This is a genomic window from Ruminococcus sp. 8Y-12 (assembly GCF_058119865.1).
Genome location: NZ_CM176623.1, coordinates 333,693 through 359,123, shown reverse-complemented (window position 1 = coordinate 359,123; position 25,431 = coordinate 333,693). Strand labels below are relative to the sequence as shown.

At 48.7% G+C, this 25,431-nt stretch carries 20 protein-coding genes; 18 read left to right on the top strand and 2 right to left on the bottom strand.

The genetic code is table 11. From position 1 onward, the window contains the following. The first annotated feature begins 49 nt into the window (after positions 1-49). The 9 genes from AC0THY_RS01370 to AC0THY_RS01330 all read left to right on the top strand — a co-directional run bounded on the left by AC0THY_RS01370 (position 50) and on the right by AC0THY_RS01330 (position 8,826). Entirely contained in the window at positions 50-1,162 is a 1,113-nt protein-coding gene (locus AC0THY_RS01370; RefSeq protein ID WP_489992686.1) for an ABC transporter ATP-binding protein, read from the top strand. A 29-nt stretch (positions 1,163-1,191) separates the two neighbouring features. Further along, complete coding sequence (locus AC0THY_RS01365) at positions 1,192-1,566, top strand: hypothetical protein (RefSeq protein ID WP_489992685.1); 375 nt, start codon at positions 1,192-1,194, stop codon at positions 1,564-1,566. 161 nt (positions 1,567-1,727) lie between these two features. Then, complete coding sequence (locus AC0THY_RS01360; protein ID WP_489992684.1) at positions 1,728-2,597, top strand: aldose 1-epimerase family protein; 870 nt, start codon at positions 1,728-1,730, stop codon at positions 2,595-2,597. A 62-nt stretch (positions 2,598-2,659) separates the two neighbouring features. Then, entirely contained in the window at positions 2,660-3,439 is a 780-nt protein-coding gene (locus tag AC0THY_RS01355; RefSeq protein ID WP_489992683.1) for a hypothetical protein, read from the top strand. After that, entirely contained in the window at positions 3,418-3,969 is a 552-nt protein-coding gene (locus tag AC0THY_RS01350; RefSeq protein WP_489992682.1) for a hypothetical protein, read from the top strand. Before AC0THY_RS01355 ends, AC0THY_RS01350 begins: the two co-directional genes overlap by 22 nt. Positions 3,970-4,039: 70 nt before the next feature. Next, positions 4,040-5,128: a PucR family transcriptional regulator gene (locus AC0THY_RS01345; protein ID WP_321003935.1), complete on the top strand. Its 1,089-nt coding sequence runs from the start codon at positions 4,040-4,042 to the stop codon at positions 5,126-5,128. A 157-nt stretch (positions 5,129-5,285) separates the two neighbouring features. Next, complete coding sequence (locus tag AC0THY_RS01340) at positions 5,286-7,577, top strand: hydratase (RefSeq protein ID WP_489992681.1); 2,292 nt, start codon at positions 5,286-5,288, stop codon at positions 7,575-7,577. Between the two features lie 180 nt (positions 7,578-7,757). Next, a complete protein-coding gene (locus AC0THY_RS01335; RefSeq protein WP_321003933.1) occupies positions 7,758-8,057 on the top strand; it encodes a hypothetical protein in 300 nt (99 codons plus the stop codon). A 136-nt stretch (positions 8,058-8,193) separates the two neighbouring features. After that, positions 8,194-8,826, top strand: a complete 633-nt coding sequence (locus AC0THY_RS01330; RefSeq protein ID WP_321003932.1) for a GyrI-like domain-containing protein — start codon at positions 8,194-8,196, stop codon at positions 8,824-8,826. Positions 8,827-8,889: 63 nt separating this feature from the next. On the opposite strand, the gene AC0THY_RS01325 is transcribed toward AC0THY_RS01330, so the two are convergent. Together AC0THY_RS01325 and AC0THY_RS01320 are read right to left on the bottom strand one after the other, a co-directional pair. Then, on the bottom strand, positions 8,890-10,071 hold the full coding sequence (locus AC0THY_RS01325; protein ID WP_489992680.1) for an iron-containing alcohol dehydrogenase: 1,182 nt from the start codon (positions 10,069-10,071) through the stop codon (positions 8,890-8,892). A 15-nt stretch (positions 10,072-10,086) separates the two neighbouring features. Further along, positions 10,087-10,653: a hypothetical protein gene (locus tag AC0THY_RS01320; RefSeq protein ID WP_489992679.1), complete on the bottom strand. Its 567-nt coding sequence runs from the start codon at positions 10,651-10,653 to the stop codon at positions 10,087-10,089. Positions 10,654-10,963: 310 nt separating this feature from the next. On the opposite strand from AC0THY_RS01320, the gene AC0THY_RS01315 reads away from it, so the two are divergent. The 9 genes from AC0THY_RS01315 (at position 10,964) to AC0THY_RS01275 (ending at position 25,376) form a co-directional block, all read left to right on the top strand. After that, the gene (locus AC0THY_RS01315) at positions 10,964-11,683 is read left to right on the top strand and encodes an ABC transporter ATP-binding protein (RefSeq protein WP_489992678.1); all 720 of its coding nucleotides are present in this window, start codon (positions 10,964-10,966) and stop codon (positions 11,681-11,683) included. A gap of 34 nt (positions 11,684-11,717) precedes the next feature. Beyond that, positions 11,718-15,170 (top strand): ABC transporter permease, encoded by a 3,453-nt coding sequence (locus AC0THY_RS01310; RefSeq protein ID WP_489992677.1) that lies wholly within the window; start codon positions 11,718-11,720, stop codon positions 15,168-15,170. A 17-nt stretch (positions 15,171-15,187) separates the two neighbouring features. Next, positions 15,188-16,624 (top strand): RsmF rRNA methyltransferase first C-terminal domain-containing protein, encoded by a 1,437-nt coding sequence (locus tag AC0THY_RS01305; RefSeq protein WP_489992676.1) that lies wholly within the window; start codon positions 15,188-15,190, stop codon positions 16,622-16,624. A 132-nt stretch (positions 16,625-16,756) separates the two neighbouring features. Beyond that, positions 16,757-19,549 (top strand): response regulator, encoded by a 2,793-nt coding sequence (locus AC0THY_RS01300; RefSeq protein WP_489992675.1) that lies wholly within the window; start codon positions 16,757-16,759, stop codon positions 19,547-19,549. A 160-nt stretch (positions 19,550-19,709) separates the two neighbouring features. After that, a complete protein-coding gene (locus tag AC0THY_RS01295; RefSeq protein WP_489992674.1) occupies positions 19,710-20,129 on the top strand; it encodes a TM2 domain-containing protein in 420 nt (139 codons plus the stop codon). 182 nt (positions 20,130-20,311) lie between these two features. Continuing rightward, positions 20,312-20,998, top strand: coding sequence for a response regulator transcription factor (locus tag AC0THY_RS01290; protein WP_489992673.1), 687 nt, complete (start codon positions 20,312-20,314; stop codon positions 20,996-20,998). Then, on the top strand, positions 20,991-21,926 hold the full coding sequence (locus AC0THY_RS01285) for a sensor histidine kinase (protein ID WP_489992672.1): 936 nt from the start codon (positions 20,991-20,993) through the stop codon (positions 21,924-21,926). Before AC0THY_RS01290 ends, AC0THY_RS01285 begins: the two co-directional genes overlap by 8 nt. A 138-nt stretch (positions 21,927-22,064) precedes the next feature. Then, complete coding sequence (locus tag AC0THY_RS01280) at positions 22,065-22,733, top strand: ABC transporter ATP-binding protein (RefSeq protein ID WP_489992671.1); 669 nt, start codon at positions 22,065-22,067, stop codon at positions 22,731-22,733. A gap of 12 nt (positions 22,734-22,745) precedes the next feature. Next, entirely contained in the window at positions 22,746-25,376 is a 2,631-nt protein-coding gene (locus AC0THY_RS01275) for an ABC transporter permease (protein WP_489992670.1), read from the top strand. Positions 25,377-25,431 lie beyond the last annotated feature (55 nt).

Below are 25,431 nucleotides of genomic sequence, written 5' to 3'. Positions count from 1 at the left end.
TACTTAGGTCAGTTAAAAAATGCAGTTCACTTTTTAGGAGGATGAAAGAATGGCAAGTTTATCATTACAGCACATTAACAAAACCTATCCCAACGGATTTGAAGCAGTGAAGGATTTCAATCTGGAAATTGAAGATAAAGAGTTTATCATCTTTGTAGGCCCATCAGGATGCGGAAAGTCCACAACCCTTCGTATGATCGCCGGACTTGAGGAGATCACCAGCGGAACCTTAAAGATCGGTGACAGAGTGGTTAACGATGTGGAGCCCAAGGACAGAGATATCGCAATGGTATTCCAGAACTATGCTCTTTATCCCCACATGACTGTTTATGACAATATGGCATTTGGTCTGAAGCTGAGAAAAGTGCCGAAGGATCAGATTGACAAGATGGTGAAGGAAGCTGCAAAGATTCTTGATCTGGATAAATTGTTAGACCGCAAGCCAAAGGCTCTGTCAGGCGGCCAGAGGCAGCGTGTTGCTATGGGGCGTGCCATTGTACGTGATCCCAAGGTATTCCTCATGGATGAGCCGCTGTCAAACCTGGATGCCAAGCTGAGGGTTCAGATGCGTATTGAGATTTCTAAGATCCATCAGAGACTGGGCGCAACCATCATCTACGTAACACATGACCAGACTGAGGCTATGACACTTGGTACCAGAATCGTTGTTATGAAGGATGGTGTTGTTCAGCAGGTAGACACACCGCAGAACCTGTACAACAACCCGGGTAACCTGTTTGTTGCCGGATTCATCGGATCACCTCAGATGAACTTTATGGATGCAGAGGTTAAGGTAAACAAGGACGAGGTTCGTCTGGTTGTGGGCAGCCACAGCATTAAGCTTCCGCCTGCAAAAGCAAAGAAACTCATTGACGGCGGTTATGCAGGAAAGACGGTTGTTATGGGTATCCGCCCTGAGAACGTGCATGATTCCCAGATGTTTATTGAGTCCTCACCGGATACAGTGGTAGAGTCCACCATCCGTGTATATGAGTTGCTGGGCGCTGAGGTTTACTTATACTTTGATGTAGAGGGATTCCCAATGACCGCACGTGTAGATCCGCGCACCACTGCCAGAACAGGTGACAATGTGAAATTTGCTCTGGATGCTGAGAAGATCCATGTATTTGACAAAGAGACAGAGCAGACGATTACAAACTAATCAAAATTTAAATACAGGGGGCCGCAGGAATGCGGCTCCTTTTTGTGGAAGCGATCTTACATATGGAACCAGATGAAACCTCCGACGTAGGAGGTAATGAAAAGAGAGGAGAAGAAATATGGGAATCTTTAAGTTACTTGGGAAGCGTGGCGTTCAGTATGTGGGATATGAACAGCCAGGAGGATCAGCATACCTGGGCAGTACAGTGGATGAAGCGGATACCTGAAATGGTGCAGGACACCCAGTCCTGGATAGGGATGGGACATCTGATAGACTATAATCAGACCTCTCTGATATCCAGCGTAGGGTTTCGTGCCGCCGCCACCATGCCGGTTTTTGATAATCAGGGGGAGTGGGTCAGAAACAACTGTCTACTGGGAGGCTGCTTAGCTTTTATCAGTTGATTCCCCTCTGCCATGAGGAGGCAGTATATGCACAGAGAGAGGGTGAAGTGCTTAAGGTGCTTGAGAGGATGGATGATGATCAGATAAGGATGGCGGCGGATGCGAATCGAAAGAACTTCGGCTACTAAGCGCTTTCAGAATACAATGGAGGAAAAAAACATATGATGACCCGGATTTGTAATGAGAAGCTGACACTGGACATCGAGTCACTGGGGGCGCAGATGATGTCATTGAAGGATGAAAAGGGAAAGGAGTATCTCTGGCAGGGAGATGCTGCAACATGGGAGGAGCATGCTCCGGTACTTTTCCCATACATTGGAAGGCTTACGGAAAAGACATATCTTTATCAAGGTAAAGCGTACCATATGGACATTCATGGGATCGCCATGTACTCGGAATTTGAAGTTAATAAAGAGAGCCAAGAAAAAGCTGCCTTTGTACTCAGTGACAGTGAAATAACCAGGAGGCATTACCCCTTTGCATTTCGTTTTCAGGTAACCTATGAGCTGAGAGGCAGTACTGTGTGGATTACTTATGAGGTAGAGAACCGGGGGGAAAAGGAGATGTATTTTGGTGTGGGGGGCCATCCAGGCTTTTGTGTTCCCATTGGGGCACAGGGGACGTTCAAGGATTATGAGATACATTTTGGGCAGGGGACAAGACCTGAGCGTGTGCCAATCTCCGAGGATGGATATGTGCTGGAGGACGGAGACTATGTACCTTTGGAAAACCCTATACATCTGCGGCACGACCTTTTTGACATGGATGCCATTGTGTTGAGTGGAATGGGGACTTGGGCTGAGCTCACCTCCCCTGTGGCGGACAAATGTATTACCATCAGGTTCCCGCAGATGAAGTATCTTGGTATCTGGCATTGGCCTAAAACGGAGACTCCCTATGTATGTATAGAGCCATGGACTTCGCTTCCGGCCAGAAAGGGCGTTTTGGAGAGGCTGGAGGAAAAGGAAGATTTAATACAACTGGGAGGAGGAGAAGAGTACCGGAATGAATGGAGCATTGAGATAGAGTAATACGGATACTTGTTACAACAAGATAGGGGCTCATAGATAGAGGAAGGGGTGTGAGGGGGAATATGAAACGAAAGATGAAAAATATGGTGACCATTATATATGCATTATGGGGTTTTACAATGTTTGCAGCATGCGCGATGTATGTATTTTGCTTTCCAATGGAAGGAGTGGCACAGGTATCTGTAGTGGCAACAGACGGGACTGCTTATCGGGCGGTCATAGCTGTGCCGGGTGTCCATGCGGATGTGATTTTCCGATATCCGGAAGAAGCGCCGCAAGTGGAGAAATACCGAAAGAATGGCTGCACGTTTGTTATACTTGAAAAGGAGAGAACACAGGAGGATACTTTGGCGTGCAGTCAGGAGATGCGGGTATTCTTTGAGACTAAGCCGGGCTGGCTGGAACAGACCATTAGGATACCGGATGAAATTTCAGAATGGCTTGACGAATACAGCCATAAAAGTGCCGTTGAGGATGAGCAATTGGGACAGATTTCCGGGGCAGAGAGTTCTGTTTATATCCAAGAATATGAAGTGAAGACAGGTGTAAATTATTATAAAATATTTAGCTTGGGGAGTCTGGCGCTCATTTTTACTCTGATGCTTGTAGTATTTAGTTTGCTTCATTTTAGAAAGGCTCCCTGGGCTGGTGAGCTGCAAGCTTACATTCAGGTTAAAAGGAGACAAGGAACCTACGAGGGAAAGGAACAGGAGGCAGTGAAGTGCTTTCAAAGGTACTTTAGACGCCATCAGCGGTATCTGATCCTGTCAGGGATTTTGTCTACCGGGCTGTTTGTTATCGCTGGGGGCTTAGGGCCTATGTGCCGTATAGCTATAGTATAAATCTGGCAGAGGCCATGCGGTGTGCTGGAGATTTTCAGGAGGCGCTGAAATTTAGCGAAATGATCTGGCACGGAACAAGGTACAGCAGGTTCCGGGAAAAGAGGCTGGTGTATCTTCATTACCATCATCTTCGGTATGAATGTTATTGTATGCTGAAGGATGAGGAAGGAAAAAGAGCGGAGCGGCAGCAGATAGAGGATTTTATAGGCAGAAATGGTAAGAAGAAAAGTAAGAAAATGCAGAGCATGATCTGTTATGTCAGATACTCCTTATGCATAAATGATTTACTTACAGCAGGGGAATGGCAGAGGGCTTTGGAAAAAATGGAAGCGTACGACAATGAACCATGCGCAAAGGGGACGATAGTAAGGGGATGCTATTTAGAGGTATTTAAAGAATTTCTGCGCTGCCAATGCCTGAAACAGCTGGGAGATAAGGAAGGCGCCCTGGACTGCCGAAGGTTTGTGATCGAACACGGAGGCGGTCTGGTATGGAAAAAAATACTCTTAAACGAGAACGGGACATCATAATTCTTGCTATTTCAGTAAAAATGATTTATTATTAATAAAACAAAAATATGGTATGGCAAAGGAGAAAAAAATGATTTCAAGCCAGGTATTACAAACAGCAATTGATGAATTGAGAGCCATCACCAGAATTGATTTATGTGTGATGGATTTAGAGGGACGTACAGTGGTATCCACTTTTGAGAGCGAAGAGATTCAGGGACATGCGGTAAAGTTATTCGCAGATTCTGCGGCGGAGAGTCAGGTCGTTCAGGGATACCATTTTTTTAAAATCTTTGACGACAGAAATCTGGAGTACATTTTAGTGTCCCAGGGGGCCAGCGAGGACGCCTATATGATCGGTAAGGTGGCGGTCAGCGAGATTCAGAATCTGCTCACTGCTTACAAAGAGCGGTATGACAAAAACAATTTTATCCAGAACCTGCTGCTGGACAACCTTCTGCTGGTGGATATTTACAATCGGGCAAAGAAGCTTCATATAGAGGCGGAGGCGCGCCGTGTTGTGTTCATGGTTGAGACCAAATATGAAAAGGACAGCAGTGCCCTGGAGACCATGAAGTCCTTATTCGCATCCAGAACCAGGGACTTTATCACGGCGGTTGATGAAAAAAGCATTATTTTAGTGAGGGAATTAAAGCCCGAGGATACTTACGAGGAGCTGGAGGATATCGCAAAGATGATTCGCGACATGCTGAATTCAGAGGCTATGTCCGCAGTCCGCATTTCATATGGAACAATCGTGAACGAGATCAAACAGGTATCCAAGTCCTACAAAGAGGCCAAGATGGCCCTGGATGTGGGAAAGATATTTTATGCGGAAAAAGATATTGTGGCATACAGTACACTGGGAATCGGACGTCTGATTTATCAGCTGCCGGTGCCCCTTTGTGAGATGTTCATGCACGAGGTGTTTGGGGAGAACATGCCGGATACCTTTGACGATGAAACACTAATGACAATCAACAAATTCTTTGAAAACAACCTGAATGTATCCGAGACATCCAGACAGCTGTTCGTACACCGGAATACACTGGTGTACCGGCTGGAGAAACTGCAGAAGAGTACGGGGCTGGATATAAGGGTGTTTGAGGATGCCTTAACCTTTAAGATAGCGTTGATGGTGGTGAGTTATATGAAGTACATGGCGAGCCAGGATTTCTAGTTTATAGAATTTTAATAAATTTTCCCATTTTGACCAGGTCATTTTTGGAAAACGACCAGGTCGTTTTCCAAAATGACCTGGTCGAAATTGACTTTTTGGGCGGATGCCGTTATACTTAGGTAGCAGGATGTTGAAATATAGATAGGAGGACTATACAATGGTTAAATTATATAATGGCGGCGCATATCTGTTAAATGGCACGGAGCTTGTACAGGACGACCAGGACGCAGCAGCCGTACTCAAGAGTAAATTAGGCGATCAGGTTCCCTCTAAGGCGGATGCCGCCAGGAACACTATCGCTTACAATATTTTGAAGGCACACAACACCTCTGACAACATGGACAAGCTAAAGATTAAGTTTGATAAGCTCACTTCCCACGATATTACCTTTGTGGGTATTATCCAGACGGCCAGAGCCTCAGGACTGGAGAAGTTTCCGGTACCCTATGTGCTGACGAACTGCCACAACAGCCTCTGCGCTGTGGGCGGTACCATCAATGAAGATGATCACATGTTTGGATTGACCTGTGCTAAGAAATACGGCGGAGTCTATGTTCCCCCTCATCAGGCAGTGATCCACCAGTTTGCCAGGGAAATGCTGGCAGGCGGCGGAAGGATGATTCTGGGTTCTGATTCTCATACACGCTACGGTGCTCTGGGCACCATGGCTATGGGTGAGGGCGGCCCGGAGCTGGTAAAGCAGTTGCTGTGCAAAACCTATGATATCAATATGCCGGACGTTGTGGGTGTGTATCTTGACGGACAGCCCATTCCAGGAGTGGGACCCCAGGACGTGGCTCTGGCTATCATCGGCGCAGTATTTGCAAACGGATATGTGAATAACAAGGTAATGGAATTTGTAGGCCCTGGTGTTGAGAAGCTGAGCGCGGATTTCCGCATCGGCATTGATGTCATGACAACGGAGACTACCTGCCTCTCCTCCATTTGGAAGACAAATGATGAGCAGATCAGGGAGTTCTATGAAATCCATGGACGCTCTGAAGAATATGCAGCGTTAGAACCGGGTGCGGTCACCTACTATGATGGAATGGTCTATGTGGACTTAAGCCAGATCCGCCCGATGATTGCTATGCCCTTCCATCCCAGCAATACCTACACCATTGAGGAGCTGAATGCAAACCTGATGGATATTCTGGATGATGTAGAGAAGAAGGCTCAGGTGAGCTTAGACGGCGCTGTGGAATTCACCTTAAAGGATAAGGTACGAAACGGAAAGCTTTATGTGGATCAGGGAATCATTGCAGGCTGTGCCGGTGGTGGATTTGAGAATATCTGTGATGCAGCGGATATCCTGAAGGGGCACAGTATCGGCTCGGATGAGTTTACCCTTAGCGTATATCCAGCCAGCACCCCGATCTATGTGGAGCTGGCCAAGAACGGCAGACTGGCAGATCTGATGGCGACAGGAGCAATCGTAAAGACCGCATTCTGCGGCCCCTGCTTCGGAGCAGGAGATACCCCTGCGAACAATGCATTCAGTATCCGCCATTCAACCAGAAACTTCCCCAACCGTGAGGGAAGCAAGCTGCAGAGCGGACAGATTTCCTCAGTGGCATTGATGGATGCACGTTCTATCGCAGCAACGGCGGCCAACAAGGGGTATCTCACAGCGGCTACGGATATTGATGTAAACTTCAGCCACCCGAAATACTTCTTTGATAAGACAATCTACGAAAATCGTGTATTTGACAGCCACGGGGAGGCAGATCCTTCTGTAGAGATCAAGTTTGGTCCCAACATTAAGGACTGGCCTGCAATGTGTGCACTGACAGACAACCTGGTACTGAAGGTGGTATCGGAAATCCATGATCCGGTAACCACCACGGATGAATTGATCCCGTCAGGGGAGACTTCCTCCTACCGTTCCAATCCTCTGGGGCTTGCAGAGTTTACACTCTCCAGAAAAGACCCGGCCTATGTGGGACGCGCGAAGGAAGTGCAGAAGAGCGAAAAAGCCAGAGAAGAAGGCAAATGCCCCTGCGAGGCAAACGGAGAGATAAAGCCCGTCTGGGATGCCATAAAGGAAAAATTCCCACAGATGGACAGCAAAAATACAGGCATCGGCAGCACTATTTTTGCGGTAAAACCAGGTGATGGCTCTGCGAGAGAGCAGGCGGCCTCCTGCCAGAAGGTGCTTGGCGGTTGGGCCAACATTGCCAATGAGTATGCCACCAAACGTTACCGTTCTAATCTGATCAACTGGGGAATGCTTCCCTTCCTGATCGATAAAGGGGAGCTGCCCTTTAAGAATGGGGATTACCTCTATGTGCCGGATATCAAGAAGGCAGTGGAAGAAAAGAAAACTGAAATCAAAGCCTATGTGGTAAGTGAGGGAATGAAAGAATTTACCCTGAAGATGGGTGAACTCACAGACGATGAAAGGACTATCATACTGAAGGGATGCCTGATTAACTACTACAAAGGATAAATAAAAAACGGCGGCGGCACAGGGACAAAGTGTTCTTGTACCGCCGCCTTTTTCATAGAATAAAGAGAGGAATAAATTGAAAGCAGACGTTCTTTTAGTAAACTTTCAGAAAATATCTGACCCACCTCTGATAAGGTAAAGAGATCCCTTTAACCGTTAAAAACAAGGAGGCATGATTGTATGAATCAGATTTACGCAAAACAGGCATTTAAGGTATACCGGGCAGATGGCGGCTATGTGGTACATAACACAGAGAAAAAGTTTGAGAATGGACACACACACCTATCCAGCTTTCAGTCAGCCAAATACCTGATTGATCTGGCCCTGCACAGAAGCCTGCCCTACCATCTGGATACGTACCGGCTTATCAGTCTGATGAGGATCAGCATAGACGAGGAGTATTGCGCAAAGATTATGGAATTAGTCTCCAATAAGAAGAGAAAAGACCGCTATGTGAACTGCGGGCGAAAATGCGGTTAAGAGGCCTTTGACATCCAATATCCGAACATGACATAGCGGTGTCATATTAATGGTGGTAAACTGTAACTGTTCAGTATCTTCACAGAATGTTGAGGGGTTGAACCTACACTGATATGTTAGGAGGAGGGTGTTTGAAATGACATTTGATTTTAAAAAAGAGTTTAAAGAACTGTATATGCCTAAAAATAAGCCGGCAGTTGTTACGGTACCGTCAGCGAAGTTTATTGCTGTGCGGGGAAAAGGTGATCCAAATGAAGAGGGAGGGGAATATCAAAAGGCAGTCAGTATTTTGTATGCCGTTGCCTATACTATACGAATGAGCTATAAAAGCGCACATAAAATAGAAGGTTTTTTTGAATATGTGGTGCCTCCTCTGGAAGGGTTTTGGTGGCAAGAGGGCGTTGACGGCGTGGACTATTCCGATAAGTGCAATTTTAATTGGGTCAGTGTGATCCGACTGCCGGATTTTGTAAAGAGAGAGGATTTTGACTGGGCTGTCCGGGAAACACAAAGAAAGAAGAGGCTGGACTGCGCCCCCGCCGAATTCCTGATTATAGACGAGGGCCTATGCGTCCAGATGATGCACTATGGCTCATACGATGAGGAACCTGCAACAGTGGACAAAATGGATGAATATGTGAATGAAAATGGATTTGTAAATGATTTTAGTAACCTGCGCCTGCACCATGAAATATATCTCTCTGACCCCAGAAAGACTGAGGTGTCAAAGTGGAAAACGGTAATCAGACATCCTATACGAGTGAAATAGGCTGTCAAAAGTTTTTCTTCAAAGTTGAGGCTTAGGAATTTAACTGGTTTATGCGCTTAAATACTACCAGGCCTTCTTCAAAATCCCAACCACATCCGCCACCCCTGCCTGTTTCGGATTCACAATCATGGCGCCGTCATTGATGGCCCCCTGCGCAACCCGCTCAAAGTCCTCTGGCTGTACATTTACATCCCGCAGGGTGAGCGGCAGTCCGCAGAGCCTGTTTAAGGTGCTGCACATATCCCGTATAGCCTGAATGGACCGCGCAGCGCGCTCCTTGTGCGGAGTCTGCGCATAGGTGTCCTCATCAGTGAGATACAAGAGCAAACGCCCGTAATCTTCAGACAGCATATCCAGATTGTACTCCATGCAGAAGGGAAGCAGGATACTCATAGCCTCCGCATGAGGGACATGGCAGACTGCGCCCAGGGAGTGGCCGATGGCGTGTACGATGCCCACCATAGAATTGGAGAAAGCGGCACCTGCCATCATGGAGGCGCTTGCCATGGCCAGCCGGGCGGAGGCATCACGGCCGTGCTCCACTGCAGTAAAGATATGATCCTTGATCATGCGTATGGCGGCTGTGGCATAGGCGTCGCTCAGTGGATTTTTCTGAAGGCAGGTGTATGCTTCCACAGCGTGGCAGAGCGCATCCATCCCGGTGGAGGCGGTCATCCTTGGGGGAAGGGATTGAGTCATGCGGGGGTCCAGGACAGCCACATCCGGCTGCAGGTAGTAGGAGATAAACTCCATCTTTACCTCTCTCTGGGTGTCCTTGATCACAGCCACCAGGGTCGACTCGGAACCGGTTCCGGATGTAGTGGGAATAATCACAAAGGGGATCTGGCGTCCTCTCTTGATTCCCTCGCAGCCCATCAGCTCCATAATGTCCGATACATCCTGGGAGAGCAGCATGCGCACTCCCTTAGCGGTGTCTATGACAGAACCGCCGCCAATGGCCACCAGTCCGTCGCACTTGCTCTTGCGGTAAAATCTTGCAATCTCATTGACCACGTCAGAGGATGAATCCGCGGGTATATCTGTAAAAAGAGTGTCCGCAGGCACCTGTCCGGCGAGAAGGGCGTCCTGTACAATGGCCAGGGCTCCGATCTTAGCGAGCACATGGTCAGAGAGCAGCAGGGGGTGGGAACACCCCAGGTTTTCCAGTTCGCCCGGTACATTTTCCAGGGCGAATTTTCCCGCCAGCAGCTTAGCGCTGTTTTGAAATTCATAGTATTTAAGCATATCCGTATCCCCCTATTATTGGCTTTTGGCAACTGTAAAAATATGCGGCCGCTCTTTCACAGGGCGGTGCTCCTGGCAGAGAATCCCCAGGAGCAGACGCAGGTACACAGTCACAGTGAAATGTTCTTTGGCGGGCAGCTCCTTTAGAATCCTGCGTGTCATGATTGCAGGAAACAGGTACGCCTCCGCCAGGTCGGCACACCTGCACAGAGACATGGTCTTTTGGATGTCCCCTCTCAGTGTAAAAGCATGGGCGCTGTAGGCACCGGATAGTCCCTGCTGTCCCGTGAGTACCAGAAATGCCCGGTCAATGCTTTTAAAGGTAATCTCTACATCCTCAAATCCGATGCGGGCATCCCGGAGCCGGTAGATGGTATCTCCATTTTTTTGAATATAAAGCGCCGGTCCCCATTTAGAAGTCTTCAGACAGTAGATCATCCCATCCTCCCAGGAGCTGATCTCTGCAGCCATCCGGGTATCCATTCTCGAAAGCTGCTTTAATGCTCCAAAGAGCACATAGAGCACAGCTGCACAGACAGCGCTTTTCATTTTACAGGAATATCTCTTTCTTAATCTCATCATTTCCTCCCATACACAGCTAAAAATCCATTTAAAATCACCTTCGGTGATGGGATTTTTACACGCTTGAATCAATTCTTACGGTCAGCGCAGTAAATGCGCAGACCTGTTGAATAGTCATTGAATAACTATATAATTATAACATCAAATATTTTGATGATCAAATAAAATGAGCATGGAAATTTCATAGAAATTTAAGCCTCTTTTATTTTTATGTATGTTAGAATGTAACTAACAAAGAAAACCTGCCGCGGCAGTTTTTTTCACGCCAGGGCATAAAATGATATGACAAAAAGGAATCGGAGGCTTTCACATGAATAATATAGATGGTGAAAACTTTGTAGAGCTTAAAGGTGTGTCCAAAGTGTACCGGATGGGGGAAGTGGAAATCCGGGCAGTGGACGGGATTGAATTTTCGATCAGGAAAGGTGAGTACGTGGTGGTGGTGGGCCCCAGCGGCGCGGGCAAGACCACAGTGCTGAATATACTGGGGGGAATGGATACCGCTACCAGTGGAAGTGTGCTGGTGGATGGGGAGGATATCGCAAAATACAGTTCCAGACAGCTCACGGGGTACCGCAGGGATGACATTGGGTTTGTATTCCAGTTTTACAATCTGGTGCCCAACCTGACGGCCAAGGAGAATGTGGAGCTGGCCCTTCAGATCTGTAAGAATCCTCTGGATGCTGCGCAGGTCCTGGAGGAAGTGGGGTTAGGGAACCGCCTGGACAATTTCCCTGCCCAGCTCTCCGGCGGGGAACAGCAGAGGGTGTCTATAGCCAGAGCACTTGCCAAAAATCCAAAGCTTCTTTTGTGTGATGAGCCCACCGGGGCCCTGGACTATCAGACGGGCAAAGCCATACTGCGCTTGCTGCAGAACATGTGCAGGGAGAAGGGCATGACCGTAATTGTCATCACCCACAACTCAGCTCTGACACCCATGGCGGACAGGGTGATTAAAATCAAGAATGGCAAGGTCTCCCGTATGTATCTGAATGATAACCCCATATCTGTGGAGGACATAGAGTGGTGATCCGGTGTATTAGTAAGACAAAGGTGGGGTGGCTATGAAAAGGGCGCTCAGAAAAGATTTTTATATGGAAATAAGGCGGAATTTAGGTCGCTTCCTCTCGATTTTCTTTATCGTGGCTATGGGAGTTGCCTTTTATTCCGGGATACAGTCGGCAGCTCCTGATATGCGCCATACGGGAGATGCTTATTTTGATGAAAATAACCTGATGGACCTCAAGGTCATCGGAACCATGGGGATCACCGGGGAGGATGTGGAGACCCTGGCCGGGCTTGAGGGTGTCAAAAAGGCAGAGCCGGGATACATGACGGATGTGCTCTGCGGTACGGATGAGTCCATGGATGTGCTTCACATGGAAACACTCCCGGAGACACTTAACAAAGTGACTCTTGAGGCAGGCAGGCTTCCGGAAAAGGCCGGAGAGTGCTTCCTGGACTCTGAGTACGCAGCCGCTGAGGGTTATCAGGTAGGTGATATCCTGGAGGTAAAAGAGGATTTGGAGGAGAAAGATACGGATGAGGAGGAAAGCAGTGAGGAGTCCGGTGAGGTGCTGAAAGCCCACCGTTTTACCATTACTGGTATCGGAAACAGCCCGGTCTATATCTCCTTTAGCAGAGGCAGCACCACCCTGGGGACAGGGGAGGTGTCCGGATTTCTCTATGTGACTGAGGACAGCTTTGATATGGAGGTCTACACTCAGGTATATCTGGAGGCTGAGGGGAGCCGTGAGGCATCGGCGTACACAGAGGAGTATGACTCCGTTATGGAGAGGGTCCGTCAGGCTGTTGAGGACATAGAAGGAGCCAGATGCAAGGTGCGGTATCAGGAAATCCAGGATGAGGCAAATGAAGAGCTGGATGACGCAAGAAAGGAACTGGCGGATAAGAAAGAGGAGGCGGACAAAGAGCTGGCGGACGCTAAGGCAAAGATAGACGATGCCCAAAAGAAGCTGGACGACGGCAGAAAAGAGCTTGAGGATGGAAAGAAGGAGCTAGAGGATGCCAAGGCGGAGCTAAATTCCAAGCAGGCGGATTTGGACAATGCCAGAGCCCAGATCGCTTCCGGCAGAACCCAGCTGTCCCAGGCGAAGGAGGAACTTACAAGCCAGGAAGCTAAGTTTAAAAAGACAAAGACATCTACGGAAAAAAAGCTGAAAAGCGGCGAGAAGCAGATAAAAGATGCCAAGGACACCCTGAAAAAGAATGAAAAAGAGCTGGAAGACAAAAAGAAGGAGCTGGAGAAAGGCAGGAAGGAGTACGAAGCCGGAAAGGCACAGGCAGAGGAGGCAGCCAGGCAGATCGAGGAGATGGTGGCGTCCGGGCAGATGACCCAGGAGCAGGCGGCCGCTCTCCAGGCAGATGCAGCCACAAAGCTGGCCCAGCTGGAGACGGCGAAAAAGCAGCTGGATGAGGGGGAGGCCCAGATTGCCTCGGGAGAAAAGCAGATAAAGTCTGCCAAACAGGAGATAAAGGAGCAGGAGGTTAAGATTGCAGACGGGCGCAGAGAGCTGGAGGAGGCCGAGAAGAAGATTGCGGATGGATGGGCCCAGATCGCAAGCCAGGAGGCTTCTTTAAACAATGCCGTTTCCCAGGCAGATGATGGGGAGAGGCAGATTGCAGAGGCTTGGCAGACTATTCGGGATAATGAAAAGGAGATCGCAGACGGGGAACAGGAGATTGCAGATCACGAACAGGAGCTGGCGGATGGGAACCAAGAGTATGAGGATGCCAGGAGAGAGGCGGATGAGAAGATCGCGGATGCCCAGAAGAAGATTGACGATGCCCAGAGCGATATCGATGACCTGAAAGTACCGGAGTGGAAAATCAGCGACAGGGATGACCTTCCGGAATATACAGGATACGGGGAGAATGCGGACCGGATGAAAAATATCGGGGAGGTGTTTCCGGTACTCTTTTTCCTGGTGGCAGCGCTGATCAGTCTTACCACCATGACGCGCATGGTGGAGGAACAGCGCACCCAGATCGGAACCCTGAAAGCACTTGGATACGGAAAATTTGCCATTGCGTCTAAATACATGTTTTATGCCCTTGCCGCCACTTTGGGGGGCAGTGTGTTCGGCGTGTTTGCGGGCGAAAAGATCCTGCCCTTTATTATCATCAATGCATATGGGATCATGTATCATCATATGCCGGATATTGTGATTCCATACAACATGCAATTTGCCGTGCTTGCCACCGGCGCTGCGCTGGTCTGCACCCTGGGGGCAACGGTTGTGGCATGCTACCATGAGCTGGCAGCCACCCCGGCAATTCTCATGCGTCCCCCTGCACCCAAGCAGGGGAAACGGGTCCTCCTTGAGAGGGTTACCATACTGTGGAGGCATCTGAGCTTTACCTGGAAGTCCACTTTGCGCAATCTGTTCCGCTATAAGAAGCGGTTCTTGATGACAATATTCGGAATCGGAGGCTGTATGGCGCTGATCCTGGTGGGATTTGGACTGAGGGATTCCATTATGGATGTGGCGGTTCTGCAGTATCAGGAACTGCAGCTCTATGACGGAATCATTCTGCTGGACGAGGACGCGGATACCCAGGAGAGACAGAAGCTCTCAGACTACCTGGAGGAGGAACCGGATGTATCGGTGTCTGATACCCTTTACATGAAAATGTCCACCATCGAAAACAAGGGCAAAAGCCGCGATACGTATCTCATGATCCCGGGGGATACTGAGAAGTTTTCCAAGTTTGTGGATCTGCGGGACCGGCTGACTGGGGAGGAGTACGCGCTGAATGAGGATGGAATCATCCTGACAGAGAAGACGGCCTCTATGCTGGATGTTTCGGAGGGTGACACGGTTCGTGTGGAGCTGTCAGATGACCAGGTCTGTGAGATGATGGTAGCGCAGGTCTGTGAAAACTATATGGGCCATTATGCCTATATGACATCCGGATACTATGAAAAGATAACCGGGGAAAAGCCGGAGTATAACAGCATGCTGTACCGGACCGCCGAGAAAGACCAGGCAATGACTGAGCAGGTGGGGCAGAAGGCGCTTACCTACGATGCGGGCTTAAGCGTCAGCTATACTGGCACCATTAAGGAGCAGGTGGATGACATGCTGGGAAGCCTGGATGTGGTCATCGTGGTGCTTATTGTGTCAGCGGGGATGCTGGCCTTTGTGGTACTGTACAATCTGAACAATATAAATATTAATGAAAGAAAACGGGAGCTTGCCACCATCAAGGTACTGGGATTCTATGATGGTGAGGTATCGGCTTATGTGTACAGGGAGAATATCCTGTTGACTGTGATCGGGGCAGTTGTGGGTGTGGTGCTGGGAATCATTCTGCATCGATTTGTCATTGTGACAGTGGAGATAGACGCGTGTATGTTTGGCCGGAATATCTATCTTCCCAGTTTTCTCTATGCAATTCTGTTTACCTTCGGATTTTCTCTGATCGTAAATATAGTGATGCACTTTAAGCTGAAAAAAATTGATATGGTCGAATCCCTAAAAAGTGTAGAATAAAAGAAAGTGATGAGCCTATGAATTTACCTGATGCGTTTACAGAAAAAATGAAAGCCATTCTTGGCAATGAATATGAGGACTTTTTTAACAGCTACCAGGAGCCCAGAAAGTTTGGACTTCGTGTCAATACGGCAAAGATCAGCCCGGATAAATTTGAACACATAGCGCCTTTTGGATTAAAAAAAATACCATGGATACCAAATGGATTTTATTACCGGGAGGAAGATTTGCCCTCCAGGCACCCATTTTACTATGCAGGGCTTTACTATCTTCAGGAGCCAAGCGCCATGACGCCCGCATCCCGTCTTCCGGTAGCACCCGGGGAGAGAGTGCTGGATCTGTGCGCAGCCCCCGGGGGGAAGGCCACGGAGCTTGGAGCCAGGCTAAAAGGTGAGGGCCTGCTGGTAGCAAATGATATCAGTGCGTCCAGAGCAAGAGCTCTGCTAAAAAATATCGAGGTGTTCGGCATTCCCAATTCCTTTTTGATCAATGAGGTTCCGTCAAAAATTGCGGATCAGTTTGAGGAGTTTTTCGACAAAATCCTGGTGGATGCGCCCTGCTCCGGCGAGGGAATGTTCCGGAAGGACCCGGACGTGGCAAAGGCCTGGGATCAGGAAAAGCCTGCAGCATGCGCCAGAATCCAGCAGGATATTGTGCGCCAGGCGGTGAGAATGCTGAGACCGGGGGGGATGATGCTCTACTCCACCTGCACCTTCTCACCGGAGGAGAACGAACAGATCATAGCCGGACTTCTGCGGGAGGATGAACGCATGTCCCTGCTGGAGATGGAGGGATATGAGGGTTTTGCCGAGGGAAGGCCAGATCTGGCCGATGGAAATGAGGAGCTGAAAAAATGTATCCGCATCTGGCCTCACAGAATGGCCGGGGAGGGACATTTCATGGCTCTGCTGAAAAAGCAGGGAAGCGGGGAGCAGCAACAGATACAGGTGGCCAAGACAGCTGTTTCCAGAAAGAGGAATGCAAAGACAGGAAGCCGGGAAAACGGGCGCAGGGCTGGGATGACCAGACAGGAGCGAGAGATCCTGGAGAAGTTTTTTCAAGATGTGGACATGGGACTGCTTGCGGGTCAGTTTGAGGTGCGGAAAGGGCAGGTTTACAGCGTTTCTCCCCTCTTGGGTGAGCGAAAGGGGATTCCCTTCTTACGAAACGGCCTATATCTTGGAGAGCTTAAAAAGGACCGATTTGAGCCCAGCCAGGCATTTGCAGTGGCGCTCAGGAAGAGTGAGTATGCCTCCGCAGTGAACCTTAACTGGACGGACAGCCGCGTGAGTAAATATTTAAAAGGAGAGACCATCGCAGTGGATGATGTGCCTGTGACCCGCCCCAGGGGATGGCAGCTGGTGTGTGTCAATGGCTATCCTCTCGGCTGGGGGAAATTGTCCAACGGTCTGCTGAAAAATAAGTACTTAGCCAGCTGGAGAATGAAGAACTGAATTCGAATTAATCGTATAGCGTTTTGAAAACAAGTATTCAAGGCCCATTGCTTTTTACACATCCATTTGCTATACTCTAATAATAGATAACCATACGAACAAAGTGGAGTGATTGAATTAAGGAGAATAGATATGAGCAATTTTAATATCATGCAGCCGGGATATGGCTCTGAGGAGAAAAACTCTGGCTGTGGAGAAGAGAGTATTCTGGAGGCCTGTAATCTGGGCTTCCTTCGCTTTTTATTGGATGAGGAGGGACTCATTCTCCAGGCAAATGCTCCTTTTTATTTCAGTACAGGCTATTCGGAGGAAGAATTCAGGGAACGCTTTCCCACACTGAAGCAGCTTTACGGAGCCTATCCCCACGACTTTGTTCTCCTTAAAGAGAGGCTGACCCATACAGTAGAGAAGGGCGGAGACAGGGTGGAACTGACGGCCCGCCTGCCCAGGAAAAATGGGGATTTCACATGGATGCGCTTTGCCTGTTCCATATCCCACGATGGGGGAACTGTCTGTCGTGCAGTCCTGACCAATATCACGGAGTCAATGGCGGAATGTCTGGAACACCAGCGTATGTCTGAGAACAGACTGCGGTGTTTTACATGGATGATGGAAGAATATGCCGGCAATGTCTATATATCAGATATGGAGTCCTATGAACTGCTCTATGTCAACAAACACTCCTGCGAGACCCTGGGGCAGCATCCGGAACAGGTGCTTGGACGCAAGTGCTACGAGGTCATCCAGGGGAGGACATCGCCTTGTCCCTTTTGTACTAACAAATTCCTGACAGAAGATAAATTTTATGAATGGGAGTTTGACAACCCTGTCCTGAAGCAGACATTTATGATAAAGAATCGGAAGATCAACTGGAATGGGCATAAGGCGAGGATTGAGCTGTCCCACGATGCTGTCAGTCCAGAATACAAGCTGGCGAAAAAGGACCGGGAACGGGATGCCATCATAAGGACCATCCCGGGCGGATTTGCACGGGTGGATGCAAGGGATATGAGCACAATACTCTGGTATGGCGGAGGATTTTTGGAGATGATTGGGTATTCCGGGGAGCAGTTTGAAAAAGAATTGTACTCTCAGTGCACCTATGTGCATCCGGATGATCTGGAACGCACGGTGGATGTTATGGAGAATGCCCTTAAAACCGGGGAGGATACGGTTGCAGAGGCACGTATCATAACCCGCAGCGGTGCAGTCAAATATTTGACCATGACTTTCAGCTATGTTAGCGGCAAAGACAGCTGGGACGGCATTCCTTCTTTTTACAGTGTGGGTCTGGACGTGACCAGACAGAGGGAAGAGCAGGAGAGACAGCGACAGGCGCTGGAGGAGGCATATCAGTCTGCACGGGTTGCCAGTGCGGCAAAGACCAATTTTCTGTCCTCCATGTCCCACGACATCCGCACACCCATGAATGCCATTATGGGAATGACGGCCATTGCTGAGGCCAATATAGATTCTCCTGAGAAAGTACGGGATTGTCTGCATAAAATCAGTACTTCAAACAGGCATCTGCTCAGTCTGGTAAATGAAGTTTTAGATATGTCGAAAATAGAGAGCGGAAAGATTGACTTATCGCTCAGTCGGGTGGAATTATCGGAGCTGATACAGAATGTAATGGATATGTGCAGACCGCTAATAGAGGAGAAGCATCAGCAGTTTCATATCAGCATTGGAAAGGTACTCCATGAGAGGGTGATTGCGGACTGTGACCGGCTGCAGCAGATTTTGATGAATCTCCTTAGCAATGCCATTAAGTATACACCCCAGGGAGGAAGGGTTTCCCTGAGAATCAATGAGCTATATTCGCCCACCACGGGACAGAGCCAGTATGAGTTTGTCTGTGCTGACAATGGTATTGGTATTTCAGAGGAATTTATTTCTCATATCTTTGAACCGTTTTCCAGGGCGGAGGATTCCCGCATCAGCACCATACAGGGAACCGGACTCGGCCTGGCCATTACAGAAAATATTGTCAGAATGATGAACGGCACCATCAATGTGCAGAGTGAGCTGGAGAGAGGCACCACATTCACAGTGGCAATTCCCCTTGAATGGAGCGGTGAGGAGGCGGTATGCAGCAAAGAGCTGACAGGCTTGTCCGTCCTGGTAGTGGATGATGACCAGATCACCTGTGAAAACGCCGCTGCTGTTTTGAATGAGCTGGGAATGCGGGGGGAGTGGGTTCTCTCCGGAAGAGAGGCCGTGCGGTGTATCGCTGAGGCACACACAAAAGCGGATGACTACTTTGCTGTTATCCTGGATTGGAAAATGCCTGAAATGGACGGGCTGGAGACGGTAAAAGTGATCCGGAGAACACTGGGCGATGACGTACCGATTATTATCGTGTCTGCCTATGACTACTCTGAAATCGAGCAGGACTTTCTGGAAGCCGGGGCGGATGCCTTTATCAACAAGCCTCTCTTTAAATCCAGAATGTATCATGTTCTCCAGATGTTTATTTCTAAGGGGCATCTGGAAACTGCAGCCTCAGAGGAGGAGAAAAAAAATGCGGCCACACTGAGCGGAAAGAGAGTGCTCTTGGTGGAGGATCAGTATATCAACCGTGAAATTGCCATAGAGCTGCTTAGGATGAAAGATATCCGCGTGGATGCAGTGGAAAATGGGCAAAGGGCAGTGGAGGTGTTTACCGCCTCAGCTCCCGGAGACTATGATGCGATCCTTATGGACATTCAAATGCCAGTGATGAACGGGTATGATGCAGCTGCGGCCATACGTGCACTGGACCGTGAGGATGCACGGGTCATACCCATCCTGGCACTGACGGCAAATGCCTTTGCCAGTGACGTGGGAAAGGCACGGAGCGCGGGGATGAACGACCATATCGCAAAGCCTATTGATTCCGCATATTTGTTTGAAGTTCTGGACAAGTGGATGTGTCAGAGGTAATTAATGTGATCCCGGACAGGGAATTAGAATGGACAATTAAGCTGTCCAGGGCTGTATATACAATATTGTCCACATATAGTATTTTAATAAATCCGGATTTATGCTAAAATAGTTTTAAATAATTAACCTAAGCTATACAGAAAAAGAGAGGAAAATGGTTATGCAATGTCCAAGATGCGGAGCGGAAGCGAAAGGGAAGTTTTGCGAATACTGCGGATGTGAATTGCCCAGAACTGCTCCTGAAAATGTAAATTACAGCAGCTCCCAAACAGTTATTAATAATTATTACCAGGCGCCGCCTGCATACAGCGGACAACAGACGCAGGATCAGTATGTGTATCAGCCCCCGCAGCAGTCAGAGTCCCGTGTTCGGTCATATAGCTATAAGTCAAGGACCATTGCCCTGATATTATGTGTGTGTTTAGGGTATCTGGGCGGACACTACTTTTATGTTGGCAAATTCGGTATGGGGTTACTGTATTTTTTTACTGCCGGATTGTTTGGAATCGGATGGATTGTAGATATCATCCGGATTGCAATGGGAACTTTTCCGGATAAACAGGACAGGATATTAGTGTAGCAGATGTTTTGCGTATATGGCAGGTGTGTCAGATACCCGGTTGCTGGGATATCTGACACACTTTTCTATTTGTGTTAGTTTATAATGGATTAACTAGGGCCTTGATGATGCACTTGACTTTTCAGACCGGGTAACGTACCATTAAACGTAAAGATTCAGACCGTAAGAGAGGGGAGTAACACATGCAGATTTACATTGTGGAAGATGACAGGGCCCTGGCAGGGGGAATGGCCTTCACACTGGAGAGAGAGGGATACCAGGTGGAAAGCTTTTTTTCCTGTACAGAGGCGCGCAAAGCGCTGAAGGAGGGAACGCCGGATCTGATCCTGATGGACTGGAATCTGCCGGATGGGGATGGGCTTGCGCTGTGCAGAGAAATCCGGGAACAGAGGAATATTCCGGTATTGATGATTACAGCCAGAGATATGGAGATTGATCAGGTAATGTGTCTGGAGTGCGGGGCAGACGATTACATCGCAAAGCCCTTTTCCCTGGCAGTGCTAAAGGCCAGAATCCTGGCGCTTCTGCGAAGGCAGGAGCGGACGCGCCGCATGAGCAGGCAGCTGTGCTCAGGTGCAATCCGGCTGGATGAAAAGGAGATGAAAGCTTACAGGGGCGAGGAGAGTTTGGACTTGAGCCTTACGGAGTTTCGCCTTCTAAAGCTCTTTTTGGAAAACAAAAACCAGGTGCTTTTGAAGGAGCAGATATTGGAGAGGATATGGGACAGCAGCGGGACCTTTGTGGAGGAAAACACCCTGATGGTCAACGTGCGCAGACTCCGGCTCAAGATTGAGGAAGACCCCTCCAGCCCCCTCCACATCAAGACGATTCATGGCATGGGGTATATGTGGGAGGAGAGAGATGAATGAATATCTTGTCTGCGGGGCGCTGATCGGAATCGGGATGATCTGTCTGGGGACAGGGCTGGGAATCATGGTCTACTATGCTCATTCTATACAAAAGATGGAAAAGATTCTGACAAACTACCAGGAGGGAGGGAAGGAGAGCCTGGATGCCATTAAGGAGACAAGGGAATCCAAACTGGAAAGCAGGCTGCAGTACGTCCTTGCGCAGGTTTCCTGGGAGAGAGAACGGGCATCTGAGGAGCGGGATAAGGTAGCGGCGCTGCTGTCTGATCTCTCCCACCAGCTGAAACTGCCCCTGGCCAATGTGCTGATGTACACGGAACTGCTGGTGGACGAGGGGTTAAGCAGCCAGGAGAGAGAGAAGTTCGCCAGAGAGACGCGCATACAGGCCAGGAAAATGCAGTGGTTGATAAAAGATATGCTGAAGGCATCTCAACTGGAGCAGGGGATACTCTCCTTTCCGGTGGAGTACCAGGGGATCAAGGAGACCATTGGAAAAGCGGTTGGGAGTGTATATGCACAGGCTAGCGATAAGGGGATCGCAATTGTCACAGAGGAGTTTCAGAACCTTAAACTATACCACAATCCAAAGTGGACAGCCCAGGCTTTGGGAAATATACTGGACAATGCAGTGAAGTATTCACCGGCAGGTTCCAGCGTCACAGTGAGGGTACGGCCTTTAGAGATTTATACAAGGATTGAGATTGAGGACCAGGGAATAGGCATGGAGGTCAGCCAGTACAATGAAATCTTTAAACGCTTCTACCGGGGCAGTCAGGTAGAACAGGAGGAGGGGAACGGCCTGGGTCTGTACCTGGCCCAGCTGATTTTAAACAGGGAAAAGGGCTATATCACAGTCTCTTCCCAGGTTGGCAGCGGAAGCTGCTTTCAGATATACCTCTTAAACGAAGTAAATACGCAGATCTGTTAAATAGTTACGAAAGTTCTTACAAATGGGAAAGCATCTGACAATTTTGTAAGGACTTTTTTCTTTGCTGTCATGGCGCTGTCAGAATACACTGATATAGTATTTGTATAATACAAAAAAGAAACGTATGGAGGTAATGAGATGAAGATACTGAAAACAGAAAATTTAAAAAAATATTATGGTTCCGGGCCAAGCCTGGTGAAAGCTTTGGATGGTGTGGATCTGTCAGTGGAGGAGGGGGAGTTTGCGGCAGTGGTGGGGACATCCGGCTCCGGCAAAAGCACTCTGCTGCATATGCTGGGGGGACTGGATTACGCCACCTCCGGGAGTGTCACTGTGGCTGGGAAGGAGATCTTCAAGCTTAATGAGACGGAGCTCACTATTTTCCGGAGAAGAAATATTGGGTTTATTTTTCAGAACTATAATCTTGTCCCCATTTTAAATGTATATGAGAATATTGTCCTGCCCATTGAACTGGACGGGGAAAAGCCTGATAAGCTATTTATACAGAGGATCATGGAAGTGTTGGGAATCCTGGAGAAGAAGAATAATCTTCCCAGCCAGCTCTCCGGAGGGCAGCAGCAGAGGGTTGCCATCGCCAGGGCACTTGCCAGCAAGCCAAAGATCATCCTGGCAGACGAGCCCACGGGCAACCTGGATTCCAAGACGTCCCAGGAGGTGCTTGGGCTTCTGAAGCTGACAGGGGAGCAGTTCCACCAGACTATTGTGATGATCACCCACAATGAATCTATGGCACAGCTATGTGACCGGATCATCCGTATTGAAGACGGAAAAATCGTGCGCGGTTAGGAGGCGGAGGAGATGAAAAACAATAACAGAAAGATTATCCAAACGCTTTCCGTAAAAAGCCTGAAAAACAATAAAATGCGCAACCTTTTTGCAGTTATGGCCATTGCCCTTACCTGTATGCTCTTTACTGTTTTAGCATCCATGGGACTGGGAATGGCACAGGTGACCCAGGAGCAGACCATGCGCGAAGTAGGGGGGAGATTTCATGCAGGGTTGAAAAAGGCCACCGCAGAACAGATGGAGAAGATCACCTCTGACAGCCGTGTGGTAGATTATTCCTGGAATATTTTTATAGCAAGAGCTGACAATCTGATTAAGAGAAGTGCTGAAATCCGGTACGCAGACGGAGAGAAAGAGCTAAAAAATTCCTTTGTAGAGTTGGAAGAGGGCAGGATGCCGGAAAATGAGGATGAGATCATAGCGGACACTTTGATCATGGATGAGCTGAGGGTTCCCCATGAGCTGGGTCAGGAGATTACTTTAACCTTTCATTTCCACGGGGAAGAGATCCAAAAGACTTTCAAGGTGTGCGGCTGGTATCAGGGGGATAAAGTGAGCCATGCCACTCAGCTCTATGTGTCAGAGGCCTATTGGAAGGAACTAAAAGGAGACTTATCGGACCAGGATTTCCAGGAGTGGGGAAATCAGCATCTGGAGGATTCGGGTCAGGGTCTGTACAGCGTGGGGATGTACTTCAAGAGCGCGAACAACATTGAGGAGAAAATGGTTTCCATTATTAAGGACGCTGGCTATGAACCGGAAAAGGATATAAGCTATGGGATCAACTGGGCTTATATGGGGAATCGAATGGAGAGCATTGACATACAGTCCGCGGTACTGCTGGTAGCGGCGCTGCTGGTGGTGCTCCTGACCGGGTATCTGATTATCTACAATATTTTCCAGATATCCATTATCAATGATATCCGCTTTTACGGATTGTTAAAGACGATTGGAACTACGAAACGCCAGACAAAGCGGATGGTGAGACGGCAGGCGCTGACTCTTTCCGTGCTGGGAATTCCCATAGGTCTGGCGGCGGGATTTTTGGTGAGCAAGGTAGTATTCCCATTTGCCATGTCCATGCTGGACTTGAAGGATATGAAGATTTCCCTTCACTTTGAACCCGCTATGATTCTGTTCGGTGCAGTCTTTGCACTGCTTACGGTACTGATCAGCTGCCGGAAGCCGGGTAAGATCGCCGGAAGCGTATCGCCTGTGGAGGCGCTTGGTTACAGTGAGGGCAGTGTGAAGCGCAAAAAGGAGAAGAAATCCGAGAAAGGGGCCAGAGTGCACCGGATGGCTCTGTCCAATCTGGGGAGAAATAAGAAAAAGACAACCTTTGTGATTCTGTCTCTGTCCCTCAGCGTGGTGCTGCTGTGTGTGGTTCTCACCTGTGTGAGCAGCTTCCAATTGGATGAATACTTAAAAGGCAGAATGGTGGGGGATATTGTGGTGGGGACCACTAATTATACAGGCGGATACCAGGGGATCGGTGATTACCGTTTGGACACGGGACTGACAGAGGAATTGGACAGACAGCCCGGGATTATTTCAAAATCAGAGATGTGGGCACCGGCCTACACCTGTAAACTGGGAATGGATGAGGCGGCGCTTCAGAGATACCAGGACTTTCGAAAGCAGGGATTGCTGAGGGAAGATGAGTTCTCTATCCCTACGACGGATGCGGCAATACGGTCCGGCCTTCTGGGAACAGATACGTATGCGTACGATTCCGAGCTGCTGAAAAACATAAAGGCAGTAAAAGGGGAGATAGATATAGAAAAATTCCAGAAGGGCGGCTATGTGCTCATATCATCCATTATCGGGGATGGCACGGATAACTGTTTCCTATATGAACCAGGGGATAAAGTGAAGGTGAGCACAGTCACGGATCAGTCTGAGATGGAGGAAATAAAGACAGAGAACGGGGAGACCGTGGGCGTTGAGTACACAAATATGGAGGAAAAAGAGTATGAGATTATGGCCATTGTGGAGACGCCTACCAGCATGGATGAACACAGGTATGAGGTCAATGGGGTTCAGATAATTCTTCCCAAGAAGGATCTGGCTGAGGAGCCGGAGAAAGGTTACTGCTTTGCCGTATCCTATACCCTGGAGGAGGAGCATTTGGAGAATTTTACCCAGATAGCCCGCAACTATACGGAGAATGTGAACCGATACATGGGATATTTGACAAAAGAGGGGCTGAGGGAAGAATTTAGCGGAATGACAGGTGTGGTGCAGACCCTGGGAGTGGCTCTGAGCACCGTGATTGCTCTGATTGGAATCATGAATTTTGTAAATGCTATCTTTACAGGCATTGTGGCCAGAAAGAGGGAATTTGCCATCCTTTGCAGTATTGGGATGACGAAGAAACAGCTCAAGCAGATGCTGCTGGAGGAGGGGCTCTACTACGTCTTGATTTCCGGGGGTGTGAGTATCATTCTGGGAAGCCTGCTCTCCTATCTGATCTTAAATGCACTGAACCAGGTGATCTTGTTCTTTGACTATCAGTATAATTTCTGGGCGTTTGTGTTTATGATCCCGCTCTTCACGGTTATCGCAGTTGTTGTGCCATACCTTGTTTATGGGAAGGCGGCAAAGGAAAGTATTGTGGAGAGGCTGCGGGATACGGAGAATTGAGTACCCTGTGTATGGAAAAATGCCCCGTCCCGGTGTGGTTTATATACCATTCTGG